The following is a 22908-nucleotide window of genomic DNA, read 5'->3' on the forward strand; positions in this document are numbered from 1 at the left end:
GGCTTGTATCATAGGGGGCGCGTGGCGTTGCCGTTCAGCCCAGAAGCGACTTCACCTGTTCGATGACCGCATCGGCGGTAATGCCGAAATGTTCGAACAACTCGCCCGCCGGAGCCGACGCGCCGAAGCTGTCCATGCCGATAAAGGCAGCTTTGGCCTCGCGTCCCCGTTCGCCCAGAAGCCAGCGATCCCAGCCTTGGCGCACCGCCGCCTCGATTCCGACGCGCACCGGACCAGCGGGCAGAACCCGCCTGCGATAGCTTTCGTCCTGCTGTGCAAACAGTTCCATACAGGGCATGGAGACGACACGGGTGCCGATACCTTCTTCCTGCAACGCTTCGCGCGCAGCCAGAGCGACTTCTACCTCGGAGCCGGTGGCGATCAGGATCGCCTGTCGTTTGCCTTCAGCCTCGGCCAGCACATAGGCGCCTTGCGCGGTCAGGTTCTTGCTTTTGTGCTCCGTGCGCACCGTCGCCACCCCTTGCCGGGTCAGCGACAATACCGAAGGTGTGCTTTTCGATGTCAGCGCCAGTTCCCATGCCTCGGCGGTTTCGATCGTGTCGGCGGGGCGGAACACATAGGTATTGGGCGTCGCGCGCGACATCGCCAGATGCTCCACCGGCTGGTGCGTCGGACCATCTTCGCCCAGACCGATGCTGTCATGGGTCATCACGAATACTGTCGGGACTTCCATCAGGGCGGCCAGGCGCATCGCGGGGCGGGCGTAATCGGTAAAGCACATGAAGGTGCCGCCATAGGGGCGCACGCCCCCATGCAAGGCCATGCCATTCATTGCTGCAGCCATACCGTGTTCGCGGATGCCGTAATGGATGTAGCGCCCCTTGCGGTTGTCCACATCGAACACGCCCAGATCCGCGGTCTGGGTATTGTTCGATCCGGTCAGGTCGGCACTGCCGCCGACGGTTTCGGGCATGATCGGATTGACCACTTCCAGCACTTTTTCTGAACTTGCCCGTGTCGCCAGTTTCGGCGCGGATTCGCTCATCTGCTTTTTCAGCGCGCGGATCGTTGCTGTCAGGCGCTTGGGCGCCTCGCCGGACTGCGCGCGGTTGAACGCGTCGCGTTTGCGATCCGACAGGTCGGCGACCCTGTTTTCCCATTCCTCGCGTGCTGCTGCACCGCGGTTGCCGATCTCTTCCCACGCCGTCTTGACGTCAGAGGGAATTTCGAAGGGGCCGTATTTCCAGCCATAGGCTTCCTTGGCATCGAGCAATTGCTGATCGTCGGTCAGCGCGCCGTGCCCCTTTGGGGTGTCCTGCGCTGCATGCCCAAGCGCGATATGTGTCTTGCAGGCGATCATCACCGGCTTGTCACCTCTGCGCGCGCGGGTCAGCGCATCGTCAATCTGGGTGGGATCGTGGCCGTCGATCTCGATCACGTCCCATCCGGCAGCGCGGAAGCGCGTCGGCTGGTCGGTCACATCGGCCAGATCTACAGGGCCGTCGATAGTGATGTTGTTGTTATCCCACATCAAGATCAGGCGGCTCAGCTTTTGGCGACCGGCAAGAGTGATCGCCTCTTGACTGATGCCTTCCATCAGGCAACCGTCGCCAGCCATCACATAGGTGAAGTGGTCAACGATCTTGCGACCATGGCGGGCGCGCTGGATTTCTTCGGCAATGGCAAAACCCACCGCATTGGCGAGGCCTTGGCCCAGCGGGCCGGTCGTGGTCTCGATACCGCGGGCGAGAAAGTTTTCGGGGTGGCCGGCGGTCTTGGCACCGAGCTGGCGAAAGTTACGGATTTCATCCAGCGTGATGTCGGGATTGCCGGTCAGGTAGAGCAGCGAATAAAGCAGCATCGACCCGTGACCAGCCGACAGGATGAACCGGTCGCGGTCGGGCCAGTCGGGCGCCGAAGCGTCGAATTTCAGATGTTTCTCGAACAGCACTGTGGCGACATCGGCCATGCCCATCGGCATGCCGGAGTGACCGGACTTCGCGGCGTGAACCGCATCCAGTGTCAAGGCACGGATGGCGGTGGCCTTGAACCAGTGATCGGGGTTTGCATTGCGCAGGGTGGTGAGATCCACGGATCGCTTCCTTTCGGGTTTATCCGGCTTACGCCCGCTGAATACCAGCCAGCTTTTAAAGTTCAAGCGCAAGGCGCGGGCGAAAGGTCGCCGGGATGAGGGCTTTGACCCAAGTGGTTGAAAGCAAAGGGGAGACATTTTAAACAATGAATGGTTACACTGGGGCGATCACGGGACGCGGCGAATCGCGAACCATGCGAGGGCATCGACACATCCGGGACGAACCGCAGAAGGAAGGTAACGGGATGAGCGAAATCGACGACATGCAGCGGCGGATCATGGCTGCACTGCAACGGATCGGCTCGGGGATTGAGACGCTGGCGGCGCGGTCAGAGGTACCGCCTAAACCTGTCGATCAGGGGCCATCCGCGGGACAATCGGCACTGGAAGAAGCGCTCGAAGAAGAGAAGCTGGCAAATGCCCAGCTTGAAGAGCGTTTGCGCACGCTCAGGGCTCGCCACGCCGAAGAAATTGCCGCGTTACATGCGACCGAGGATGACGGTGCCGATTGGGACAAGCTGCGCGCCGAACTCGATGCTCAGCAAGATGCGATGGCTGGGCTTGACAAGGAACTTCAGCGGCTGCGCCAGGCCAACGATCAGTTACGTGACAGCAACGAAGCACTGCGCCGGGCCAATGAGACCAGCGTCGGGGCGCCTGAGTTGATTAACAAGGCACTTGAGGCTGAAATTGAAGGGTTGCGCGCTGCTCGCGCCACCGATCTGGCCGAGGCAAACGCCGTGCTGGCCAAGCTGGAACCATTGTTGGCAGGCGCTCCAAACCTGCCGGAAGGAGAGGAGCTTTAGATGCCTGAAGTCACCATTCAGATCGGCGGACGCGAATTTGAAGTTTCCTGTCAGGACGGCGAAGAACCTTATCTGGAGGCCGCTGCGAAAATTTTGGACAGCAAGGCGCAGGCTTTGTCCGAACAAATTGGCCGGATCCCCGAAACGCGCATGTTGCTGATGGCTGGACTGTTGTTGGCCGACCGGACGTCCAACGCTGAAGCGCGCATCAAGGAAGTGGAGGCGCAACTGGCTCAACGCGAGGCCGAACTGCATCGTCTTCGCTCGGCTCCAGCCCCCGAACCCACCCGCGTCGAAGTGCCGGTGGTACCCTCTGAAGTGACCGATACATTGGCAGAGCTGGCCGCACGGGCCGAGGCGCTGGCCGCCTCGGTCGAGGAAAAAGCGAAAACCTGAACCCTTCGACTGACCAGAGGCAAGCCCATGAAATATCTGCAAAGAACCTTTGTTGGATGCATTCTGGCGCTGACTGCATCCGTTGCAAATGCGGAAACTATTTCAATGACCTATATTTGCGAACGTGGCGTCGAAGTGCCGGTCATCTACGTTAACCCGTCACACGGGGATGATCCTGCGCTCGCAATCCTGATGGCAGAAGGGCAGTTGGTCCGGCTGAAGCAGGAGGTCTCGGCTTCGGGGGCGCGCTATGGCTGGCCTGCGGATGGATCATCCTACGAATGGTGGGAACATCAGGGCACGGCCATGCTGAATTGGATCGACGGTGAAACCGACGAATCATCGCCAATTTACAGGGCCTGCACGCCGCAAGAGTAGCGGCGATCACATCAGATTTCTCAAAAATAGCCGGGGCAGGCTAATCGCCCCAGCTTTTACTATGCGAAAACAAAGGTTTAGCTGTTCGCTTCGCGGATTTTATCGGCAGCTTCCTTGTTATAGGCCACGCCTTTATCGTCAAACAGCGTGTCCAGCTCGCCGGAAATTGTCATCTCGGTAACAATGTCGCAGCCACCGATAAACTCGCCCTTGACGTAAAGCTGGGGGATGGTTGGCCAGTCGGAATAATCCTTGATGCCCTGCCGGATATTCTCGTCGGAAAGCACGTTGATATCCGAAAACTGCACGCCCATGTAATTCAGCACACCGGCCACACGGGATGAAAACCCGCATTGTGGCATTTCCTTGGTGCCTTTCATGTACAGCACCACATCATTGGATTTGACGGTTTCGTCAATCTGGGTCTTTGCGTCAGTCATCTTGCGTATCCTTACGATTTTAGTGCGGATTCGAGGAGTGTCAGTCTGGAGCCTTGGTCGTCAGTGCCAGCGCATGCAGTTCGCCTTGGGGGCCGTCCATCTTGCCCTGAAGCGCGGCATAGACCGCACGTTGTTGTTGCACGCGATTCTGGCCGCGAAAGCTTTCGTCGATAACTTCGGCGGCGAAATGGTTTCCGTCGCCGGCAAGGTCGGTGATCGTCACCTTTGCGTCGGGAAAACTGGCGCGGATCAGGTTCTCGATTTCTTGGGCTTCCATGGCCATGGGTGCACTCTCCTCATAGTCTGCCCCAGATGTAGGCCGCGCCAGCGCGGGCTACAAGGGCAGGGGGCTTGCTGCCGGTGTTAACCGATGGCCGTCTCGAAAGACGACCGATAAAGGGTTGATAATTCGTCCATCGGTGCCTCGGAGCCGTTTACGCGGAAACAATCTCCACCAAAGCGGCCGACACAGGTCACTGGCACGCCGGCCTGACCTGCCGCGATCATCAGCGCTTCGGCTTGGTCGAAATTGCACGCGACGAGATAGCGCGCCTGATCCTCTCCGAACAGGATTTCACAAGGCGCGGCGTCCAGCGTTACGCCAATGCCCGACGCTTCGGCCAGCTCAAACGCTGCCAAGGCAAGACCGCCATCAGACAGATCGGTGCAAGCGCGAATCAGCTCGCGGTTGTCGCGGACGAAGTCGCCATTGCGCCGCTCGGCCACCAGATCGACCGCAGGCGCGTCGCCCTCTTCGCGGTTGAAGACCTCGGCCAGCAGCGCCGACTGGCCCAGATGACCTGCAGTCTCGCCAATCAGGAGCGCCTGATGGCCCTCACGTACATCATAGCCGATGATCTCATCAGAATGGGCCAGCAAGCCTATAGCGCCGATGGTCGGGGTCGGCAAAATCGCTTCGCCGTCAGTTTCATTGTAAAGAGACACGTTGCCCGAAACGATCGGCATATCCAGTGCCAGACAGGCCGCGCCGATGCCTTTGATCGCGCCGACAAACTGGCCCATGATTTCGGGGCGTTCGGGGTTGCCGAAATTCATGTTGTCGGTTGTCGCCAGCGGCTTTGCGCCGACGGCGGTCAGGTTGCGATAGGCCTCGGCCACCGCTTGCTTGCCACCCTCTTCAGGGTTGGCGCGCACATAGCGCGGTGTCACGTCACTGGTAAAGGCCAGCACCTTGTCGGTGCCATGCACCCGCACCAGCCCGGCACCCTGACCGGGAATGCGAATTGTGTCGGCCATGACCATTGAATCATATTGGTCATAAACCCATTGCTTTGCGGCATAATTGGGCGAACTGATCAGCGCTCGCAAGCCATCAATTGCGTCGACTTGCGCCACCTCGCCCAATGGCTCGGCGGCAGGGGTCGGCACCCAGTCGCGGTCGTATTCGGGGGCCGAACCCGACAGTGTGGCCAGCGGCAGGTCGGCCATCACCTTGTCATTGTGCAGGATCAAGAACCGGTCTTCGGGGATGGTTTCACCGATGATGGCGAAATCCAGATCCCATTTTTCGAACACCGCCCGCGCCTCGGCCTCTTTCTCCGGGCGCAACACCATCAGCATGCGCTCCTGAGATTCTGACAGCATCATTTCATAGGCGGTCATGTTCTCTTCGCGCTGGGGAACGCATTCAAGGGTCAGCTTGATCCCGAGGCCCCCTTTGTCGCCCATCTCCACGGCCGAACAGGTCAGCCCAGCGGCACCCATATCCTGAATCGAGATCACCGCGCCGGTGGCCATCAGTTCCAGTGTGGCCTCCATCAGGCGCTTTTCGGTAAACGGGTCGCCGACTTGCACGGTGGGGCGCTTTTCCTCGATGGAGTCATCGAATTCCGCGCTGGCCATGGTCGCGCCGCCAACACCGTCGCGTCCAGTCTTGGCCCCGAGATAGACCACCGGCATGCCCACGCCCGAGGCGGCAGAATAGAAAATCTTGTCAGCATCCGCCAGCCCGGCGGCAAAGGCGTTGACCAGACAATTGCCGTTATAGGCGGAGTGAAAGCGCACTTCGCCGCCCACGGTGGGCACGCCAAATGCGTTGCCATAACCGCCGATCCCAGCAACCACGCCATGCACTAGGCTGCGGGTTTTCGGATGATCGGGCGCGCCGAAGGACAGCGCGTTCATTGCTGCAATGGGCCGTGCGCCCATGGTGAATACATCGCGTAGAATACCACCCACGCCGGTCGCCGCCCCCTGATAGGGTTCGATATAGGAGGGGTGGTTATGGCTTTCCATCTTGAAGATGATCGCCTGACCGTCACCGATATCGACCACGCCGGCATTCTCGCCGGGGCCGCAGATCACCTGTGGCCCGGTGGTTGGTAGGGTGCGCAACCACTTTTTCGAAGATTTATAGGAGCAATGCTCGTTCCACATGGCTGAAAAAATGCCAAGTTCGGTGAAGGTTGGCTCCCGGTTCAGTATGCGCAAGATATTGGCGTATTCATCGTCGGTCAGCCCATGATTGGCGATTACATCGGGCGTAATTTCAGGTTCTTGCATCCGGTCAGGTCCCCAGCAGATTGGTTGCGCCCCTGTTAGTGCATGGCCGCGCAATGGGAAAGCCCCCGAAACCGGGTTCTGCGAGGTTCAGAGCGGTCTGGCGATAGCCGAGTGATCGGAAATGCCCTCGGTTACTCCCACCAGTGGTCGATCTGCGCGATGTCGGCGTCGCGCCAGCCGAAGTGATGGGCCAGTTCATGGATCAGGACATGAGTGACAAGTTCTTCCAGCGTCACATTGCCCCGGTCCTGCCATTCGGCAAGAATCGGGCGGCGGAAAAGCCAGATGGCGTCGGGCGCAGTGGGTTGATCAAAAACGGATTTATCGGTCAGCGGGATGCCCTCGTAAACCCCGGTCAGGGTTAACGGATCGTCGATATCAAGTGCCTGCAACATCGCCGCGTCAGGCCAGTCGGCGATGTTCAACACCACTTGTTGCGCGGCGGCGCGGAAAGGCTCGGGCAGGTTATTCAGTGCCTCGCGCGCCATTGTGTAAAACCTGTCGAGATCGGTCATCCGCGCCTGTCCTTATTCCCTGTAGCGGGCACTGACAGCGTAGGCTTGGCGTGCGGACAAAGGCAATCTGAACCGACATGCGCCTGTGGCAAAAGGGGCGATTCTCTCGCGCAAAAACGCAGATGTTCTTAAAATGTTCTTTACAGGACGGTGAAAGGATGAGAACAAAGGAGCAACACATGGGTGGTAGGGAGAACTAGACATGATTGAACAGATCAAAGCAGCCGCACGACAGTCGCGCGAAACGCTGTTGCAGGATGCCATCGGGCTGGCATCGCTTATCGTCATGATGGTGGTTGCGTTGTATCTGCCCGGCGTCATCTGATACGCGTCGGCCGCTCTCTGCTTGCGTTGCTTGTGCCGGATCGTCAGCTTTTTGTCGCTGCAACCGAACAAAGGATAGCCTGTCCCAACTCCCTTTCGCCGGGGTGGTCCGAAACTACGCTAAGTGACGCAATAACTGTCGCCGCCATCCAGTCGGGATGTGCGGCGTTTTTTTAATCTCAGGCGCAGTTCGCCGTTTCGGCGTTTTTGATAGCCTCGGCGGTTGCTTCGATGGCCAACAGAATCGATGAGTGGCGATTCGTGTACTCGCGCGCTGGGATGAGAACCTCGAAATCTTCAAACGGGGCGTCGGGCAGGGGGCCGTCCTCTTTCAGCATGGCCTGCAACTGATCGCGCGCGGTTTCCACTTGTGCGCGGGTCGCTCCGATGATGCCGGCCCCGACAACGGCGGCGGCGGCCTGTCCCAAGGCACAAGCCTTCACGTCCTGCGCAAACTCAGCAACGCGGCCATCCCTCAGGCACAGTTCCACCGTCACTGTCGAGCCGCAAAGCGGTGAGCGGCGTTTGACGCGTGCCTCGGGGGCATCAAGTTGGCCAAGGTGCGGAATATCCGCTGCCAATGCCAATATCCGGCCGGAATAGAGTTTGATCAGATCGGTATCACCGGACATGGCTGTTCCTTTCGTGCTGTTGCCCATAAATAGGCTAGAAGACGGCAATGAAAAAGGTCGGAAACATGTCATTTGATCCCGAAACATTAAAATACAATGCCGATGGGCTGATCCCCTGTATTGCACAGGAGGCGGAGACCGGCGAGGTGCTGATGCTGGCCTGGATGAATGAAGGGGCGATTCGCCGCACCCTTGAAACCGGGCGGGTGACTTATTGGTCGCGGTCGCGCGCGGCATTTTGGATCAAAGGCGAAAGTTCGGGCCATGTGCAGGACTTGGTCGAGCTGAGATTGGATTGCGACCGGGATTGCCTGTTGGCGCTGGTGCGCCAGACCGGCCCTGCGTGTCACACCAACCGGCGCAGTTGTTTCTACACGGCGCTGCGAGACGGGGCCGAGCTGGAGTTGATGGCGCCGATGGAGTGAATGGCCTTTGCGGGCCATGTCTGCAGTGCGGAAATTACGAGAAAGTAGAGAGTTACTTCGCTTTCAATCCCAGCATTGCGCGAATTTCGGCGGGGGAGGTTCCGTCCGCGCGGTATTTGGCAATTGCGCGGGCATCGTTGCGTTTGGCAAGCCGCTTGCCGTTTTCGTCACGGATCAGGCCGTGATGATAGTAATGTGGAATGGGCAGGCCGAGCAGCGCTTGTAGCAGAGTTTGCACGGCGGTGGTGTCGAACAGGTCGGCACCCCGGATCACATGGGTGATTCCCTGGCGGGCATCATCGATGACAGCAGCGAGAACATAGGCGGGGGTCTCGATCTCCTTGCGCCCGAGAACCAGATCACCGGTTCGGCTTAGTAGATGAGTGGCGGTGATCTCGTGGGTGCCGGGGTGCACTTGGCCGCTATCGCGAAATGTCAGGGGCATCGTGAGGCATTTCAGGGCTGCGCTCATGTTAAGGCGCAAGGCATCGCCGGGCTGGCGGCTGGACATGGCGCGGCCACGGCAAGTACCGGGATAGACTGTCGGGCCGGGCACACCTTCCTGCGGAGCCGACAGCGCGGCGCGGATGTCGCTGCGTCGGCAGGAGCAGGGATAGACCAGACCCTTTTGGGCGAGGTGATCGAGCACTGCGGCATAGTACGCGAGATGCTCAGACTGGCGCAGAACCGGGGTTTCCCAGGTCAGGCCCAGCCAGCGCAGGTCATCGTATATTTGGGTTTCCCAGTGCGGCCGGGCGCGCCCGCTGTCGGTGTCCTCGATCCTGAGCAGGAAACGCCCACCGGCGGCATCCGCCATGTCATGCGCCAGCAGCGCCGAATAAGCGTGACCCAGATGTAACGGGCCGGTCGGCGAGGGGGCAAAGCGCGTGGTAAATGTCACGTGAAATCAAGTCGGTGCAGCGGCTTGTTCGTCATCAGTCTGGTGCAGCCAGCGCTGCCAGTCAGCTTTCGCGCGGTCGGTATAGGCTTTGTAGCGGTCGCGGCGCCCCCGCCGCCCGCCTTTCAGCCCTTCGACCGGCGGGAACAGGCCGAAATTGACGTTCATCGGCTGGAACGTTTTCGCTTCGGCACCGCCGGTGATGTGGGTAACCAGCGCGCCCGTTGCGGTGGTGGGCGGTGGTGGCGCGATTTGATGCCCGATGAGGTCGGCAGCGGCCATGCGTCCGACAAGAAGCCCCATGGCGGCGCTTTCGACGTACCCCTCAACCCCAGTGATCTGTCCGGCGAAGCGGATGTTGGGACGTGCTTTCAGCCGCATCCGGTCGTCAAGAAGCGTTGGCGAGTTGATGAAGGTGTTGCGATGGATCCCGCCCAAACGCGCAAAGCGGGCGTTTTCCAAGCCGGGAATCATCCGAAACACTTCGGTTTGCGCACCATAGCGCATCTTGGTCTGGAACCCGACCATGTTGTAGAGCGTCCCCAACGCGTTGTCGCGGCGCAGTTGCACGACGGCGTGGGCCTTAATGTCTGGCTGGTGCGGGTTGGTCAGACCGACCGGTTTCATCGGGCCGTGGCGCAGGGTCTCGCGACCGCGTTCGGCCATCACCTCGATCGGCAGGCAGCCGTCGAAATAGCCGGCGGTTTCGCCCTCGTGAAATTCGGTTTTGTCGGCCGCGAGCAAGGCGTCGATGAACGCCTCATAGGTCTCCCGGTCCATCGGGCAATTGAGATAGGCGGTGCGCTCCTCCTCGGTGTCGCCCTTGTCATAGCGCGACTGCATCCATGCTTGCGACATGTCGATGCTCTCGAAGTGGACGATCGGGGCGATGGCATCAAAAAAGGCCAGCGCCTCGGCGCCGGTCTCAGCGCGGATTGCCTGACCCAAGGCGGTCGAGGTCAGCGGACCGGTGGCAAAAACCCAGTTTCCAGAGTCGGGAAGGGTATCAATTTCCTCGTAAGAAATCGAAATATTGGGATGGGCGCGCAACCGTTCGGTCACGGTCGCGGCGAAGGGGTCGCGATCCACTGCCAAGGCGCCGCCCGCGGGCAAGCGGTGGCGGTGCGCGCTGTCGATGATCAGCCCGTCGGCCGCGCGCATCTCCCAGTGAAGCAGGCCGACGGCGTTCTGTTCGTCATCGTCAGAGCGGAACGAGTTAGAGCAGACCATCTCGGCCAGATCGCCGGTCTTGTGAGCGAAGGTGCCGACCTTGGGGCGCATTTCGTGGATTATCACGCGCACGCCCATTTGCGCCGCCTGCCAAGCCGCTTCGGAGCCGGCCATGCCGCCGCCGACAATATGTAGTGTCTCTGTCATGGCCTGCATGTAGGGTAGGCGGCGGCAAGGCGCAACGGCGCACGGGTCATTGTTGCCAATCCGGTTCGCGTTTTTCAATGAAGGCGGCGATGCCTTCCTCGGTGTCGCGATACAGCATGTTTTCAACCATCACCTCGCCCGCAAAGGTGTAAGCCTGTTCAACAGGGAATTGCAGCTGCTGATAGAACGCTTCTTTGCCGATCCTGACGACCGAGCCAAGTTTTTCGGCCACGACTGCAGCAAGGGCGGCGGTGTCCGATGCCAAGTCTTCGGGCGGCACCACGTGGTTAACCAGCCCCAGTTGCTGCGCGCGGGGGGCGTTGATGAACTGCCCGGTGGTCAGCATTTCGAAGGCCTGCTTGCGGGGGATGTTGCGGGACAGTGCCACCATCGGAGTCGAACAGAACAGTCCGATATTCACCCCATTGACCCCGAATCGCGTGCCTTCGGCGGCCACGGCCATGTCGCAGGTGGCGACCAATTGGCACCCGGCGGCGGTCGCGATGCCATGTACCTGTGCGATGACGGGTTGGGGCAGGGATTGGATTGACAACATCAGCGCCGAACAGCGCTGGAACAGATCGGTGAAATAAGCCTTGCCGCCATCTTCGGACTGCCGCGCGGTGGTCATCTGTTTCAAGTCGTGGCCGGCGCAAAATGCCTTGCCGGCCCCTGACAAGATCACCGCGCGGATGGTATTGTCATCCTTAAGCATGGTGAATTGTTCTTGTAGCGCGGCCAGCATCTCGTCGGACAGAGCGTTCAGTCGCTCGGGCGCGTTCATGCGCAGATGTGCCACCCCGCCGCTGTCGTTACGTTCCAGAATTGCCATCTTTTCCTCGTGTGATTTGTCGTGCCAAGCATATGGTAGAGGGGTGAAAAATGATACAGTGGGACGAAGGCCGGCATGGCCTTGATCATGAGCAGCAAAACACTGGCAGTCCTTCTGGACAAAGAGTTTCCCCAGAACAGGTGTGAATTCACCATCCGGGAACTGACCGCTGGCGCGGTGACGATGCGGTTGAGCACAGGTGATCACCACCGGCGCCACAGTGGCCGGTATTCAGGTCGATCGCTGGCGGTGGACGATGTGTTCATCCAATCTAACCGCGTCGATGTCCTATAGCACGAGCGACAGAGACGAATTCCATTCCGCCGAATAAATCGTGGGGTATTTTGATACCTATATTGTAACCGTTTGAATTTATGTGGTTAAATTCATCTCGCGCCGCTTGACTGTGTGTCAGTCACGCCGTAAACCCCGCGTATCAATTCGGGTGGGGCGCGTTGTGTGTCCGCCTTTCACGTCAAACAGGAATGTCCTGCTATGAAAACCTTTTCTGCCACACCAGCAGATATCGACAAGCAATGGATCCTGATCGATGCCGAAGGCGTCGTTCTGGGCCGTCTTGCCTCGATCATCGCCACGCGTCTGCGCGGCAAACATAAACCGTCGTTCACGCCGCATATGGACACGGGTGACAATGTCATTGTCATCAATGCCGACAAAGTGCAGATGACCGGCAAGAAACGCGAAGAGCATTTCTATTGGCATACCGGCCATCCCGGCGGGATCAAATCGCGCACCAAGCAACAAATTCTTGAGGGCGCACATCCCGAGCGTGTCGTGATGCAGGCGGTCAAACGGATGCTGCCTGGCAACCGGCTTGGTCGTCAGGTGCTGACCAACCTGCGCGTCTATGCAGGCACCGATCACCCCCACGAGGCCCAAAGCCCCGAGGTTCTGGATGTTAAGTCCATGAACAAGAAAAATACGCGGAGCGCATAAGAATGGCTGAAGAAATCAAGACACTCGACGGTCTGGAAGCGGCCGTTACGGAAAATGCCGGTGCCCTTCAGGACGCCGCGCCGCAGCGCGAACCCCAGCGCGACGATCTGGGCCGCTCCTATGCGACAGGTAAGCGCAAGGATGCGGTCGCCCGCGTGTGGATCAAGCCCGGTTCGGGCAAGGTCACCGTGAACGGCAAGGAAATGAACGCCTATTTCGCGCGCCCCGTGTTGCAGATGATCCTGCGGCAGCCGTTCCAGGTGGCCGGGGTCGAAGACCAGTTCGATGTGAACGCCACAGTCAAGGGTGGTGGTCTGTCGGGGCAGGCCGGTGCGGTCAAGCACGGTGTGTCAAAAGCGCTGCAACTTTACGATCCTTCTTTGCGCGGTGCGCTCAAGGCGGCCGGTTTCCTGACCCGCGACAGCCGCGTGGTCGAGCGTAAGAAATATGGCCGGGCCAAGGCGCGGAAGAGCTTCCAGTTTTCCAAGCGTTAAGATCGACCGAGAGGTACGAAAGAGGGCCGCGCAATTGCGTGGCCCTTTTGCTTTGTGCACGCCCTTGGCACCGGCGCCGCAACAGATTATCACGGCCTTGTTCTGATCGGAAAATCACTATGCCTATCAAGATTCCAGCTAATCTGCCTGCCTATGACGTGTTGACCCGTGAAGGGATCATGGTCATGTCCGAGGACGACGCCGCGCGTCAGGATATTCGGCCATTGCATATCGGGCTGCTGAACCTGATGCCTAAGAAGATCCAGACCGAAAATCAGTTCGCGCGTCTGATCGGGGCGACGCCCTTGCAGATCGATCTGACCCTGATCCGAATGAGCGATCACGAACCCAAGAATGCCTCCCAGGATCATATGGAAAGCTTCTATCAATCCTTCCGTGATCTGCGCGATCACAGGTTTGACGGGGTGATCATCACCGGCGCGCCGATCGAGCACCTGGCGTTCGATCAGGTGACCTATTGGGACGAATTGCGCGAGGTGTTCGAGTGGACCCAGACCAACGTGCATTCCACATTCGGGGTTTGCTGGGGTGGAATGGCGATGATCAACCATTTTCACGGGGTCGAGAAACATATGCTGGAACGCAAGGCGTTTGGCTGTTTTCCGCATCGGAACCTGTCGCCGGCATCGCCCTATCTGCGGGGCTTTTCCGATATTTGCGTGGTGCCGGTGTCGCGCTGGACCGAAGTGCGGCAAGATGAAATAGACGCCGCACCTGGCCTGACCACCCTCTTGGGTAGTGATGAAGTCGGCCCCTGTCTGGTCGAGGATGAGGCCCATCGCGCGCTCTATATCTTCAACCATTTTGAATATGATAGCGATACGCTGAAACAGGAATATGACCGTGACGTGGCGGCCAACACGCCGATCAACATTCCGATCAATTATTATCCCAATGACGATCCGACGCAAAAGCCACTGAACCGCTGGCGCAGCCACGCGCATCTGCTTTATGGCAATTGGATTAATCAGATATATCAAACCACGCCGTTCGACATCAATCAGATTGGCCGTTAAGATCCTGTCATACCGCCAGGCAAAACCGCATAAGGTTCTACAAAGCCTAGTGGGCGGCAGAGTTGATTGCCATCGGTATTGCCATCGGGCGCGCGGCGAGTGCCTCCGATTTGCGTTATGCGCAACTGCAACCCATATTGTTGATCAGAGCAGCGCAAGAAGGACGTGCAATGGACCTCGCCTTTGATCGTGCAAGCAGCGGTTCGCCCGGATGATGAAGCGAGGCTATCACCATGGCAACTTGCGTCAAGCCTTGGTCGATGCTGCACTGCAGTTGATCCGCGATAAGGGGCCGACCGGGTTTACCTTGTCCGAGGCTGCCAAACAGGCGGGCGTTACCCCGGCTGCAGTATATCGCCATTTCGACGGGCGCGAAGATCTGATTGCCGAGTGCGCAAGGCAGGGGTTTTTGATCTTTTCCGATTTGATGCAATACGCCTATGATAACGGACAGCCCTCGGCGCTGGCTGCCTTCGAGGCGTCGGGGCGGGCCTATCTGGCCTTTGCGCGTAAGCATCCGGGCCATTATATCGCGATGTTCGAAAGCGGTGTTTCGTTAAACCGTACGCCGGAACTCGCCGCCGCTGCAGCAGGCGCGCGCGAGGTCCTTGAACGCGCGGCGGCTGATCTTTCGCGTCATATTCCGCCCGAAAAACGCCCTCCCGCGACCATGTTCAGTGCCCATATCTGGGCGCTCAGTCACGGTGTCGTCGAACTGTTTGCGCGTGGCGCACCCGGTGCGGGGTCGCCGTTCCAGCCCGAGGACTTGTTGGAAAGCGGGATCGGCATCTATCTGCGTGGTTTGGGGCTGATCCCGCCGGATGGTTAAGCGTTGCGCGCGTCGATCGCGTCGGCGATCAGATCTTCGAAGCTCGCTGTGTCGTGTACCGCTGCGACCGCATCGGCGGTCACGGTCACGCCCCAATTGGCCATCGCCTGATAGCGTGGCTGACGATGGGCGAGCGCCTGCGCATAGGTCCAGCGGATAAAGGCGTCAGGGTCAACCTGGTCCTCACGGCACTGGTTGTCTGCCAGATATTGTTCCCATACTTGCGACAGAAACGCCGGTTGATAGGACATCGGCTTGGGCGCTTTGTCAAAACGCCGGATCAGATTTTGCGTATGCGCCGTGTCGCCTTTGATCCAGACGGGCAGGGTGTGGCGGGACAATTCCTTGAGGATCGGATCGTCGGGGTTGTCCGCATTGACCCATTCGCAGATTGAGCCGCCGGTGTCGCAGATGAAATGCGGATAATCATACAGCCGCTGCGCGCGGTCGATGAAATATTCGGTATCCAGCAGCGCGTGGATCTCGGCAGTGCGGAACTGATCCTGACGGCGGCGGTATTCGGCCATCGGCAATCCACCCTTGTCTGGGTCACCGGGCTTTCCCAGATAAGCAGCAACCGGCGTCAGATTGTGAAAGCTGATATTCGAGCCGATATAGATCGAATCCGTGAGCAGCAATTCCCGCAGAAACGGCACCTTCATCGCCTCGGCCTTGGCATTATCGGCGATATATTCGCCCATATACCGGGTGCCAATTCGATAATCGATCGAGTAATGAAACCAGTTGCCGGCATCGCGCAGCATCTGGCTGATGTAAGTTTTGCCAAGCCCGGACATGCCAAAGAACAGCACCCGTTTATGTGCCGCCTCGCGCCAGTCCTGCGCCGTTTCATAAAGCATCCGCCGCCTCCCGTGTTGCGCCGCTTTCCTAGCCAGCGGCGGGGGGGCGGTCAAACCGGAAAAAGCGGTTTGCGACACTGGCTCGGGTCCGGTCAAAATCGATAGCCAAGCTTTATACCAATGCCGACCGCGTCGTTATCATCAAATTGGCCATCGACGACCTGCGTGGTCGCATCGCCGAGCCGCATATAATTCACCCCGGCGGCGAGACTATAGGGGCCGTCCTCATAGCGCGCGCCCAAGGTCACACCATACTGGCCGTTGGTCGGGCCGAGATTGGAAACCTCGTTGCTGTTGCCACCCTTCTCATAGGACAGCGCCAGCGACCCGGACCAGTTTTCAGTGAACCGTCGCCCAACGCCCAAGCTATAGGACCAAGTGTCGTCGCGATAATATAGAAGAGGTTCTACATCGGGATAGTTCTGCGGATCGATGACAAACGCTGAATAGTCGACCCAGCGGATGCCGCCGAACAGCAGCGTATCTTGCGCAATGCCGGTTTGCAGATCGAGATTGACCGATTGCGGTGTGGTTACGGCTGTCGTGCTGGGCGGGACATCGACACCATTGAAGCTTTCGCTGGTGGGAAGCTTGGTTTTAATTTCAGAATTATAGGTCAGCGCCATTCGCAGCGCGATTTCGGGAATTTCATATGATACGCCCAGCACATAGCCGAGCCCTTCATCCGACGCGCCGTTAACGCGATAGACGAGACGATCCGGGAAGGGCGGCGATGGAAATATGATATCGGCAGTGGCGCTCAACCGCTGAATGCGCACCCCGCCATGTACGCCAAAGCCGTTGTCGAAACGATAATTCCCGAGGATGGTAAATGCATCGGTGCGCAATTCGGCTGTGGTGCCGTCAATCGGATAGCCGGTGCCACGCGGATAGTTTACATTCGCGCCAAAGGGGCGATCGTAGATAAAGCCAAGACTGAACGCATCGGTCATCTGCTGTTTATAGGCGATGCCGACGGGCCAATAGCTGCCAACCACATTCCCGGAATCGGCGCCCCCGGCCTTGCCCGTCACGGACGGCTTGACATGGCCGAAACTGACCTCCGCATAGCCACCCGGCTCGAACAGTGGCAAGATGGACTGGCCGGACCGTTCGACTTTATCGGCGTATGCGGCGCCCGTTCCAGCAACCATGACGCAGAGCGCGGCAACCTGATATTTCATCCGGTATTCCTTGTGGCTTTTGCACGACCATCAACCTTGGGCTTAACAGTAATTCACATTCGGTCAATGTTTATCGAATGTTACGTAACCTGCGAGTCTCGGCCCAGATGTTCAAATAGTTGCCGCCAAAAATCACCACTGCGCCGATCAGGATCCAGATTTCCAGCGGTTCATCGTAAATCAACATGCCGACGATAGCGATCGTAGGCAGGCGCGCAAAGTCGAAGGGCATGACAATGGTGGCTGGCGCGATGGCAAGCGCATTGGTTACGCAGAAATGCGCCAGCAGCCCGGCGCACCCGATCATGATCAACCACGGCGCGGTCCGCGCATCGGGTAGGGCAATATTGCCGTCAACCCCGGCGGTCAGCAGGCCCATGATCAATTGGGTCAGGGTCAGCCAGAACATGATGCACAGGACGGAATCAGTATGTGTCAGGCGTTTGGTCGCCAGGTTCGTTAGTGCAAAAAAGATTGCTGCGGTTGCCGCTGCAGCCATTCCAAGGTTCAGTGGCTCGGCCCCCGGTCGCGTGACGATCAGGATACCGATGAAGCCGATCAACGCCGCCAGTGCCCGCATCGGGGTCAGCCGTTCGGCCAGAATCAGGGGCGACAGCGCGATCACCCAGAGTGGCGAGGTGAACTCCAACGCAAAGACATTCGCCAGCGGGATAGTGGCGATGGCAAAAAACCACAGGTTCTGCCCGGTGAAATGGGCAAGGTTGCGCAGAATATGTCCGCGTAAACGATGGGTCGCGACATGACGCCACTTGCCGGTCACGCTCAGCACCGCGAGGACGATGAGAAACCCGACGAGGCTGCGATAGGTCATAATCTCGAAGGTATCGAGAGCATCGCTGACCTCGCGCCCGGCAACCGCCATGGACGAGAACGAGGCAACCGCGCCCCCCATCCAGAGGGCGGCTTTCAGGGTCGGATTCATATCAAAGCGCTTTTTGGGACGAACCGCCCGGTTCAGGCGCGAAAAGGGACCGCTATGCGGTCATTCCCATTCGATCGTGCCCGGCGGTTTCGAGGTGATGTCATAGGTCACGCGGTTGATGCCTTTGACCTCATTGATGATGCGGGTTGCGGTTTCGCCTAGGAATTCGTGGCTGAACGGATAGTAATCCGCTGTCATGCCATCGACCGAGGTCACTGCGCGCAGGGCGCAAGCAAAATCGTAGGTACGCCCATCGCCCATCACGCCCACCGTGCGCACCGGCAAAATGGCAACGAACGCCTGCCAGATCTCGTCATAAAGCCCGTGCTTGCGGATTTGGTCGATATAGACCGCATCGGCCTTGCGCAGGATGTCGAGTTTCTCGCGGGTGATCTCGCCGGGACAGCGGATCGCCAGACCGGGGCCGGGGAAGGGGTGGCGGCCGATAAAGCTGGCGGGCAGGCCCAGTTCATGGCCCAGTGCACGCACCTCGTCTTTGAACAGTTCGCGCAGCGGCTCGACCAGTTTCAGGCCCATCTTCTCGGGCAGGCCCCCGACATTGTGGTGGCTCTTGATCGTGACCGAGGGGCCGCCGCTGAACGAAACCGATTCGATCACGTCGGGGTACAGCGTGCCTTGGGCAAGAAATTTCGCGCCACCGACTGCGGCGGCGTGTTTCTGGAACACGTCGATGAACAGCCGACCGATGGTCTTGCGCTTGGTTTCCGGGTCGCTGACGCCTTCCAACTCGCCCAGGAACAGTTCCTGTTCGTCGGCGTGGATCAGCGGCATGTTGTAATGGTCGCGGAACATGGTCACGACCTCGTCGGCCTCGCCTTCGCGCAGCAGACCGTGATCGACAAAGACACAGGTCAGCTGATCGCCGATCGCCTCATGAATCAGTACCGCGGCGACCGAGGAATCTACGCCGCCAGACAGGCCGCAGATCACTTTTGCGTCGCCCACCTGTTCGCGGATCAGGCGGATCGCCTCGTCGCGATAGGCGGCCATGGTCCAGTCGCCGGTAAACCCCGCATCGCGGATGAAGTTTTCCAGCAAGGTGCGCCCATTCGGGGTGTGATGCACCTCGGGATGGAACTGCACCGCATAAAAGCGCCGCTCGAGATCGGCGGTGACGGCAAAAGGCGCACCGGGCGAGGTGGCATAGGCCGCAAATCCGGGGGCTAGGGCACTGACGTGATCGCCGTGGCTCATCCAGACCTGCTCGCGCCCCGAACCGTCAAGGAACCAGCCGGTCAGCAGGTCAATGCGCTGATCCGTAGGGGTGACATGGGCGCGCCCGAACTCGGCGCTGCCGCCGTGCCGCTCGACCTGGCCGCCCAGCATCTGCATCATGACCTGTTGCCCGTAACAGATGCCCAGCACCGGCATGCCCAGTTCGAAAACTTCCTTCGGCGGGCGCGGACTGTTTGCGTCGGTGACGGAGGCGGGCCCGCCCGATAGGATCACGGCCATTGGCGCGAACTCGGACAGGAATTGCGGTGTGACCTTCTGATAGGGATGGATTTCGCAATAAACGTTCAGTTCGCGCAGGCGACGCGCGATAAGCTGCGTCACTTGGCTGCCGAAATCCATGATAAGAAGGCGCTGGTGGTCTGTGTCATGCTGCATGAGCAAGCGGTTACCCCGCCGCTTGGATCACTTCAAGATACAATATCGAACTTGGCAGGGGGATAACCCCCGACTCATGTCGTTTTCACGTCACATGCGCCGCAATCCTGCCGGGGTTCGCTGGGCGGGTGCGGTACATCGGGTTAGGATGCAGTGAACTCTGTGAGGGCAAGATATGGTCGAGGCAAAACGCAGAACGCGAGGCGGAGGTGGCGCGGCACGACGGGCGGCACGTTCGGCGGTCAGTTTCGAGACCGCGCGCTATATCGAACGCAATATTCCGAATTACGATATCCTGACGGATGAGGCGCTGGAAATCATCGAGACCAATGCCGAAACTGTCTTGGCCGAGATCGGGGTGAACTTTGCCAACAATCCGCCCGCGCTGGACCTCTGGCGCGCGGCCGGTGCCGAGATCGAGGGCGAGCGGGTGCGCATCCCGCGCGGGCTGGCGCGCAAGCTGTGCGAAACCGCGCCGGCCAGTTTTACCCAGCATGCCCGCAATCCCGAACGCAATGTGGTGATCGGGGGAAAATCTCTGGTTTTGGCGCCGGTTTATGGGCCGCCCTTCGTACGCGACGCCGAAAGTGGGCGGCGCTATGCCACAATCGAGGATTTCCGCAACTTCGTCAGACTGGGCTATATGTCGAAATGGTTGCACCATTCCGGCGGCACGATTTGCGAACCCACCGACATTCCGGTGAACAAGCGCCATCTCGACATGTTGCATGCGCATATGACGCTCAGCGACAAGCCGTTCATGGGCTCGGTGACCGAGCCCAGCCGCGCTCAGGATGCGGTAGATATGTGCGAAATCCTGTTCGGGCGCGACTTCGTGCAAGAAAACACGGTGATGACATCACTGATCAATATCAACTCGCCGATGACCTTCGACGATGTGATGATGGGCGCGTTGGAGGTTTACGCCAGAAACAATCAGGCCTGCGTGATCTCGCCCTTTGTCGTTGGCGGGGCGATGGCTCCGGTATCGGTAATGGGGACGCTGACGCAGGTATTGGCCGAGGTTCAGGCCGGTATCGCCTATAGCCAACTGGTGCGCCCCGGCGCGCCGGTGGTCTTTGGTGCTTTTGTCACCTCGATTGACATGAATTCGGGCGCGCCCACCTTCGGCACGGCGGAAGCGTCGCAGATTCTGTATGGGGCAGGGCAACTGGCTCGCCGGATGAACCTGCCGTTCCGCTCGGGCGGGGCGCTGTGCGGATCGAAATTGCCCGATGCTCAAGCCGCTTACGAAAGCGGGAACACGCTGAATGCGGCGCTGCTTGGGGGGGTGAACTTCATGTTGCACGCCTGCGGCTGGCTGGAAGGCGGGCTGGTCGCCAGCTTTGAGAAATTCGTGATGGATGCGGATCAACTGGGCGTGCTGCACAAACTGGCTGCAGGTGTCGCGGTAGACGCGAATGCTCAGGCGATGGATGCTATCTCCGAGGTCGGCCCCGGCGGGCATTATCTGGGCTGCGCGCACACGCAGGCCAATTTCAAAGAGGCCTTCTGGCGCTCGGATCTGTTCGATTACAAGCCGTTTGAAACCTGGGACGAAGAAGGCGCGCGTGATACCCAGACGCTTGCCACAAATCGCGTGGCCGCGTTGCTGGACAGTTATCGCCAACCGGCGCTTGATCCGGATGTTGCTGCTGCGCTGGATGCGTTTGTGGCGGAGCGGAAGGCGTCAATGCCCGACGCCTTCGTTTGAGCGGAAAACTCGGTGATTTTTTCGCCGGTGGGCTGATCAATTGGGGCGGGCGCGCAATAATTGCGCCTCGCCCATAATCGCGATCAGGATGTCCAGATGCCGGGTGAGGGAATAGCCCGTGTCCCTGGTGCACCGCATTTCCTCAAACGTGGTTTCCATTTCGATCAGGTGCAGTAATGCCGCGCCCGGTTGCGGTAGCGCACTATAGCCCAACAACCGTTGCAGGTGGCGCCCGCGTGAGTAGTCGCGCGCCCCAATTCGTGCGGTGCGGATTAAAAGGCGGGGGCGGCGGAGCGTGTTCAGCAGGCTCAAGACGTCTTGCATCGGGGATCCTTTCGCTAGGCTTCCGGATTTCATCTCAAGAGTGTCGCACAACCCTAGCGGGTGTTGCCGGAGGTGCCGATGCAGCGCGCGATGGTTTTACAAGTGCTTATGTATTGGGAACAATGCTGGGCGCCCGGCAAATTCTTTTGGAGGCGCAGCCAGGTCGCCTAATGGCTGTGCTGGAGCCGGGTTGACAGGTCAGGCCTTTACCCAAGGGAACTCTGAACATGATTGGATCACCGGAAACAACTCTGCCCCGATGGGTCCCGGATGGCGCACGCCGTTATCTAGCCCATACCGAAGCTGGGGTTACAATCCGCGATCTTGCCCGCGCGGCAGGGTGCCATGCATCGACCGTAATGCGCCAGATAAGACGTCAGGAACTTCGGCGCGATGATCCGCTGGTGGATGGTGCCTTTTCTACTTTGGCGCGGACCCATTTCAAGAAGGACCGCATCGTTCAATATCCTGACGATACTATACAGAGCTTAACCGACGCTGAACGGATACACCGCGAAGCCCGACGCGTCTTGCGTCGCCTTTGCGAGACGGGCGCCGTTCTGGCCGTAGCAAAGGATATGGAAAAGGCCGTGGTCGTCCGTGAGACAAAGGGCGGGGACAGCACTCGAACCGCCGTTGTGGATGTCGCCGTGGCACAAGTTATGGCTTTGAACGATTGGATTTGCTGTACAAATTCGGGGCGTGTCAGTCGCTACCATATCACCGCCGGAGGACGCGTTATGCTCAGCCGTCTGCTGGCCCACCATGAAAACCGCATGCGGCTGCAGCGGGAACACGGAACTGCCGGAGCGCAAAAGGCCCAGCTTGCGTCCTCGGATCATTGGGGTGAACGCGATGTCGATGATCCTGAAACCGGGAAACGTCGTCGGCTGCGCTATAACATGGCGGAAAGCCCGCTTACCGCACTGGCCCGGCGCAAGGATCGCGATGGGCAGCCTTTTCTAAACGATGCTATGGTGCGTGCGGGCGAACGTCTGCGCGAGGATTTCGAACTGGCGCAAATGGGGCCGCGTGTGACCCAAAATTGGGAGCGTTTTTTGACCGGTGGCGGTCGCGGCAGTTTCGCACCCGATAGCGGCATCGGTGTAGGCCCGTCAGCGGCGCGGGCGCGTGTGGCCATGGCATTGACATTTCTGGGACCGGGCCTGAGCGATGTTGCGTTGCGCTGTTGTTGCTATCTCGATGGGCTTGAAAACGCAGAAAAGCGCATGGGCTGGTCGGCGCGGTCCGGCAAGATCGTTTTGCGTATCGCGCTGCAACGCCTTGCAGACCACTATGGCGGCCAATGTGAACGCAGCCGGATGATTAGTTGAC

At 59.4% G+C, this 22908-nt stretch carries 25 protein-coding genes and 1 pseudogene; 12 read left to right on the top strand and 14 right to left on the bottom strand.

Annotated features, from left to right (window positions below; genetic code table 11):
- Nucleotides 1-34 precede the first annotated feature (34 nt).
- Nucleotides 35-2053 carry a transketolase gene (tkt, locus tag JAO82_RS03765; RefSeq protein ID WP_198685014.1) on the bottom strand — a complete coding sequence of 673 codons (2019 nt, stop codon included), beginning with the start codon at nt 2051-2053 and terminating at the stop codon, nt 35-37.
- 245 nt (nt 2054-2298) lie between these two features.
- Between tkt and JAO82_RS03770 the strand changes: the two genes are divergently transcribed.
- Genes JAO82_RS03770 through JAO82_RS03780 form a run of 3 tightly spaced genes read left to right on the top strand, consistent with a single transcriptional unit; the run spans nt 2299 to nt 3633 of the window.
- Nucleotides 2299-2859 carry a hypothetical protein gene (locus JAO82_RS03770; protein WP_198685015.1) on the top strand — a complete coding sequence of 187 codons (561 nt, stop codon included), beginning with the start codon at nt 2299-2301 and terminating at the stop codon, nt 2857-2859.
- Nucleotides 2860-3255, top strand: coding sequence for a cell division protein ZapA (locus JAO82_RS03775; RefSeq protein WP_198685016.1), 396 nt, complete (start codon nt 2860-2862; stop codon nt 3253-3255).
- A gap of 27 nt (nt 3256-3282) precedes the next feature.
- Entirely contained in the window at nt 3283-3633 is a 351-nt protein-coding gene (locus tag JAO82_RS03780; protein WP_198685017.1) for an MliC family protein, read from the top strand.
- 77 nt (nt 3634-3710) lie between these two features.
- On the opposite strand, the gene grxD is transcribed toward JAO82_RS03780, so the two are convergent.
- The 4 genes from grxD to JAO82_RS03800 form a co-directional block, all read right to left on the bottom strand.
- Entirely contained in the window at nt 3711-4073 is a 363-nt protein-coding gene (gene grxD, locus JAO82_RS03785; RefSeq protein WP_198685018.1) for a Grx4 family monothiol glutaredoxin, read from the bottom strand.
- A 40-nt stretch (nt 4074-4113) separates the two neighbouring features.
- Nucleotides 4114-4356, bottom strand: coding sequence for a BolA/IbaG family iron-sulfur metabolism protein (locus JAO82_RS03790; RefSeq protein ID WP_198685019.1), 243 nt, complete (start codon nt 4354-4356; stop codon nt 4114-4116).
- Nucleotides 4357-4436: 80 nt separating this feature from the next.
- Nucleotides 4437-6596, bottom strand: coding sequence for a phosphoribosylformylglycinamidine synthase subunit PurL (gene purL, locus JAO82_RS03795; RefSeq protein ID WP_198685020.1), 2160 nt, complete (start codon nt 6594-6596; stop codon nt 4437-4439).
- 131 nt (nt 6597-6727) lie between these two features.
- Nucleotides 6728-7111 carry a metallopeptidase family protein gene (locus JAO82_RS03800; protein ID WP_198685021.1) on the bottom strand — a complete coding sequence of 128 codons (384 nt, stop codon included), beginning with the start codon at nt 7109-7111 and terminating at the stop codon, nt 6728-6730.
- 202 nt (nt 7112-7313) lie between these two features.
- Between JAO82_RS03800 and JAO82_RS14350 the strand changes: the two genes are divergently transcribed.
- Nucleotides 7314-7436 carry a hypothetical protein gene (locus JAO82_RS14350; protein WP_269812786.1) on the top strand — a complete coding sequence of 41 codons (123 nt, stop codon included), beginning with the start codon at nt 7314-7316 and terminating at the stop codon, nt 7434-7436.
- 178 nt (nt 7437-7614) lie between these two features.
- Here the strand turns inward: JAO82_RS14350 and JAO82_RS03805 are convergent, their stop codons facing one another.
- Complete coding sequence (locus JAO82_RS03805) at nt 7615-8067, bottom strand: iron-sulfur cluster assembly scaffold protein (RefSeq protein WP_198685022.1); 453 nt, start codon at nt 8065-8067, stop codon at nt 7615-7617.
- A 65-nt stretch (nt 8068-8132) separates the two neighbouring features.
- On the opposite strand from JAO82_RS03805, the gene hisI reads away from it, so the two are divergent.
- Entirely contained in the window at nt 8133-8492 is a 360-nt protein-coding gene (hisI, locus tag JAO82_RS03810) for a phosphoribosyl-AMP cyclohydrolase (protein ID WP_232897208.1), read from the top strand.
- Between the two features lie 52 nt (nt 8493-8544).
- On the opposite strand, the gene gluQRS is transcribed toward hisI, so the two are convergent.
- The 3 genes and pseudogenes from gluQRS to JAO82_RS03825 all read right to left on the bottom strand — a co-directional run.
- Nucleotides 8545-9393, bottom strand: a complete 849-nt coding sequence (gene gluQRS / locus JAO82_RS03815; protein ID WP_198685024.1) for a tRNA glutamyl-Q(34) synthetase GluQRS — start codon at nt 9391-9393, stop codon at nt 8545-8547.
- A gap of 6 nt (nt 9394-9399) precedes the next feature.
- Nucleotides 9400-10767 carry a methylenetetrahydrofolate--tRNA-(uracil(54)-C(5))-methyltransferase (FADH(2)-oxidizing) TrmFO gene (gene trmFO / locus JAO82_RS03820; protein WP_198685025.1) on the bottom strand — a complete coding sequence of 456 codons (1368 nt, stop codon included), beginning with the start codon at nt 10765-10767 and terminating at the stop codon, nt 9400-9402.
- A 46-nt stretch (nt 10768-10813) separates the two neighbouring features.
- A pseudogene (locus JAO82_RS03825) lies at nt 10814-11608 on the bottom strand (enoyl-CoA hydratase); the annotation flags it as partial.
- 78 nt (nt 11609-11686) lie between these two features.
- On the opposite strand from JAO82_RS03825, the gene JAO82_RS03830 reads away from it, so the two are divergent.
- The 5 genes from JAO82_RS03830 (at nt 11687) to JAO82_RS03850 (ending at nt 14916) form a co-directional block, all read left to right on the top strand.
- Complete coding sequence (locus JAO82_RS03830) at nt 11687-11893, top strand: hypothetical protein (RefSeq protein ID WP_198685027.1); 207 nt, start codon at nt 11687-11689, stop codon at nt 11891-11893.
- A 201-nt stretch (nt 11894-12094) separates the two neighbouring features.
- Nucleotides 12095-12556 carry a 50S ribosomal protein L13 gene (rplM, locus tag JAO82_RS03835; protein WP_198685028.1) on the top strand — a complete coding sequence of 154 codons (462 nt, stop codon included), beginning with the start codon at nt 12095-12097 and terminating at the stop codon, nt 12554-12556.
- Nucleotides 12557-12558: 2 nt separating this feature from the next.
- The gene (gene rpsI, locus JAO82_RS03840; RefSeq protein ID WP_198685029.1) at nt 12559-13050 is read left to right on the top strand and encodes a 30S ribosomal protein S9; all 492 of its coding nucleotides are present in this window, start codon (nt 12559-12561) and stop codon (nt 13048-13050) included.
- Nucleotides 13051-13169: 119 nt separating this feature from the next.
- The gene (gene metA / locus JAO82_RS03845; RefSeq protein WP_198685030.1) at nt 13170-14087 is read left to right on the top strand and encodes a homoserine O-acetyltransferase MetA; all 918 of its coding nucleotides are present in this window, start codon (nt 13170-13172) and stop codon (nt 14085-14087) included.
- Nucleotides 14088-14298: 211 nt separating this feature from the next.
- Nucleotides 14299-14916, top strand: a complete 618-nt coding sequence (locus JAO82_RS03850; protein WP_198685031.1) for a TetR/AcrR family transcriptional regulator — start codon at nt 14299-14301, stop codon at nt 14914-14916.
- On the opposite strand, the gene JAO82_RS03855 is transcribed toward JAO82_RS03850, so the two are convergent.
- The 4 genes from JAO82_RS03855 to guaA all read right to left on the bottom strand — a co-directional run bounded on the left by JAO82_RS03855 (nt 14913) and on the right by guaA (nt 19535).
- On the bottom strand, nt 14913-15776 hold the full coding sequence (locus tag JAO82_RS03855) for an ATPase (RefSeq protein ID WP_198685032.1): 864 nt from the start codon (nt 15774-15776) through the stop codon (nt 14913-14915). The genes JAO82_RS03850 and JAO82_RS03855 overlap by 4 nt on opposite strands.
- Before the next feature lie 92 nt (nt 15777-15868).
- Nucleotides 15869-16960: an OmpP1/FadL family transporter gene (locus JAO82_RS03860; protein WP_232897209.1), complete on the bottom strand. Its 1092-nt coding sequence runs from the start codon at nt 16958-16960 to the stop codon at nt 15869-15871.
- A gap of 70 nt (nt 16961-17030) precedes the next feature.
- Entirely contained in the window at nt 17031-17903 is an 873-nt protein-coding gene (locus tag JAO82_RS03865; RefSeq protein ID WP_198685033.1) for a DMT family transporter, read from the bottom strand.
- A 60-nt stretch (nt 17904-17963) separates the two neighbouring features.
- Nucleotides 17964-19535 carry a glutamine-hydrolyzing GMP synthase gene (gene guaA / locus JAO82_RS03870; protein WP_198685034.1) on the bottom strand — a complete coding sequence of 524 codons (1572 nt, stop codon included), beginning with the start codon at nt 19533-19535 and terminating at the stop codon, nt 17964-17966.
- A gap of 175 nt (nt 19536-19710) precedes the next feature.
- On the opposite strand from guaA, the gene JAO82_RS03875 reads away from it, so the two are divergent.
- Nucleotides 19711-21249: a trimethylamine methyltransferase family protein gene (locus JAO82_RS03875; protein WP_198685035.1), complete on the top strand. Its 1539-nt coding sequence runs from the start codon at nt 19711-19713 to the stop codon at nt 21247-21249.
- A 36-nt stretch (nt 21250-21285) separates the two neighbouring features.
- Here JAO82_RS03875 and JAO82_RS03880 read toward each other — a convergent pair whose 3' ends face one another.
- Nucleotides 21286-21573: a DUF6477 family protein gene (locus JAO82_RS03880; RefSeq protein ID WP_198685036.1), complete on the bottom strand. Its 288-nt coding sequence runs from the start codon at nt 21571-21573 to the stop codon at nt 21286-21288.
- A gap of 359 nt (nt 21574-21932) precedes the next feature.
- On the opposite strand from JAO82_RS03880, the gene JAO82_RS03885 reads away from it, so the two are divergent.
- Nucleotides 21933-22907 carry a DUF6456 domain-containing protein gene (locus tag JAO82_RS03885; RefSeq protein ID WP_408635494.1) on the top strand — a complete coding sequence of 325 codons (975 nt, stop codon included), beginning with the start codon at nt 21933-21935 and terminating at the stop codon, nt 22905-22907.
- Nucleotide 22908 lies beyond the last annotated feature (1 nt).

Origin of the sequence: Pontibaca salina, assembly GCF_016307205.1 — a bacterium.
Classification (GTDB): domain Bacteria; phylum Pseudomonadota; class Alphaproteobacteria; order Rhodobacterales; family Rhodobacteraceae; genus Pontibaca; species Pontibaca salina.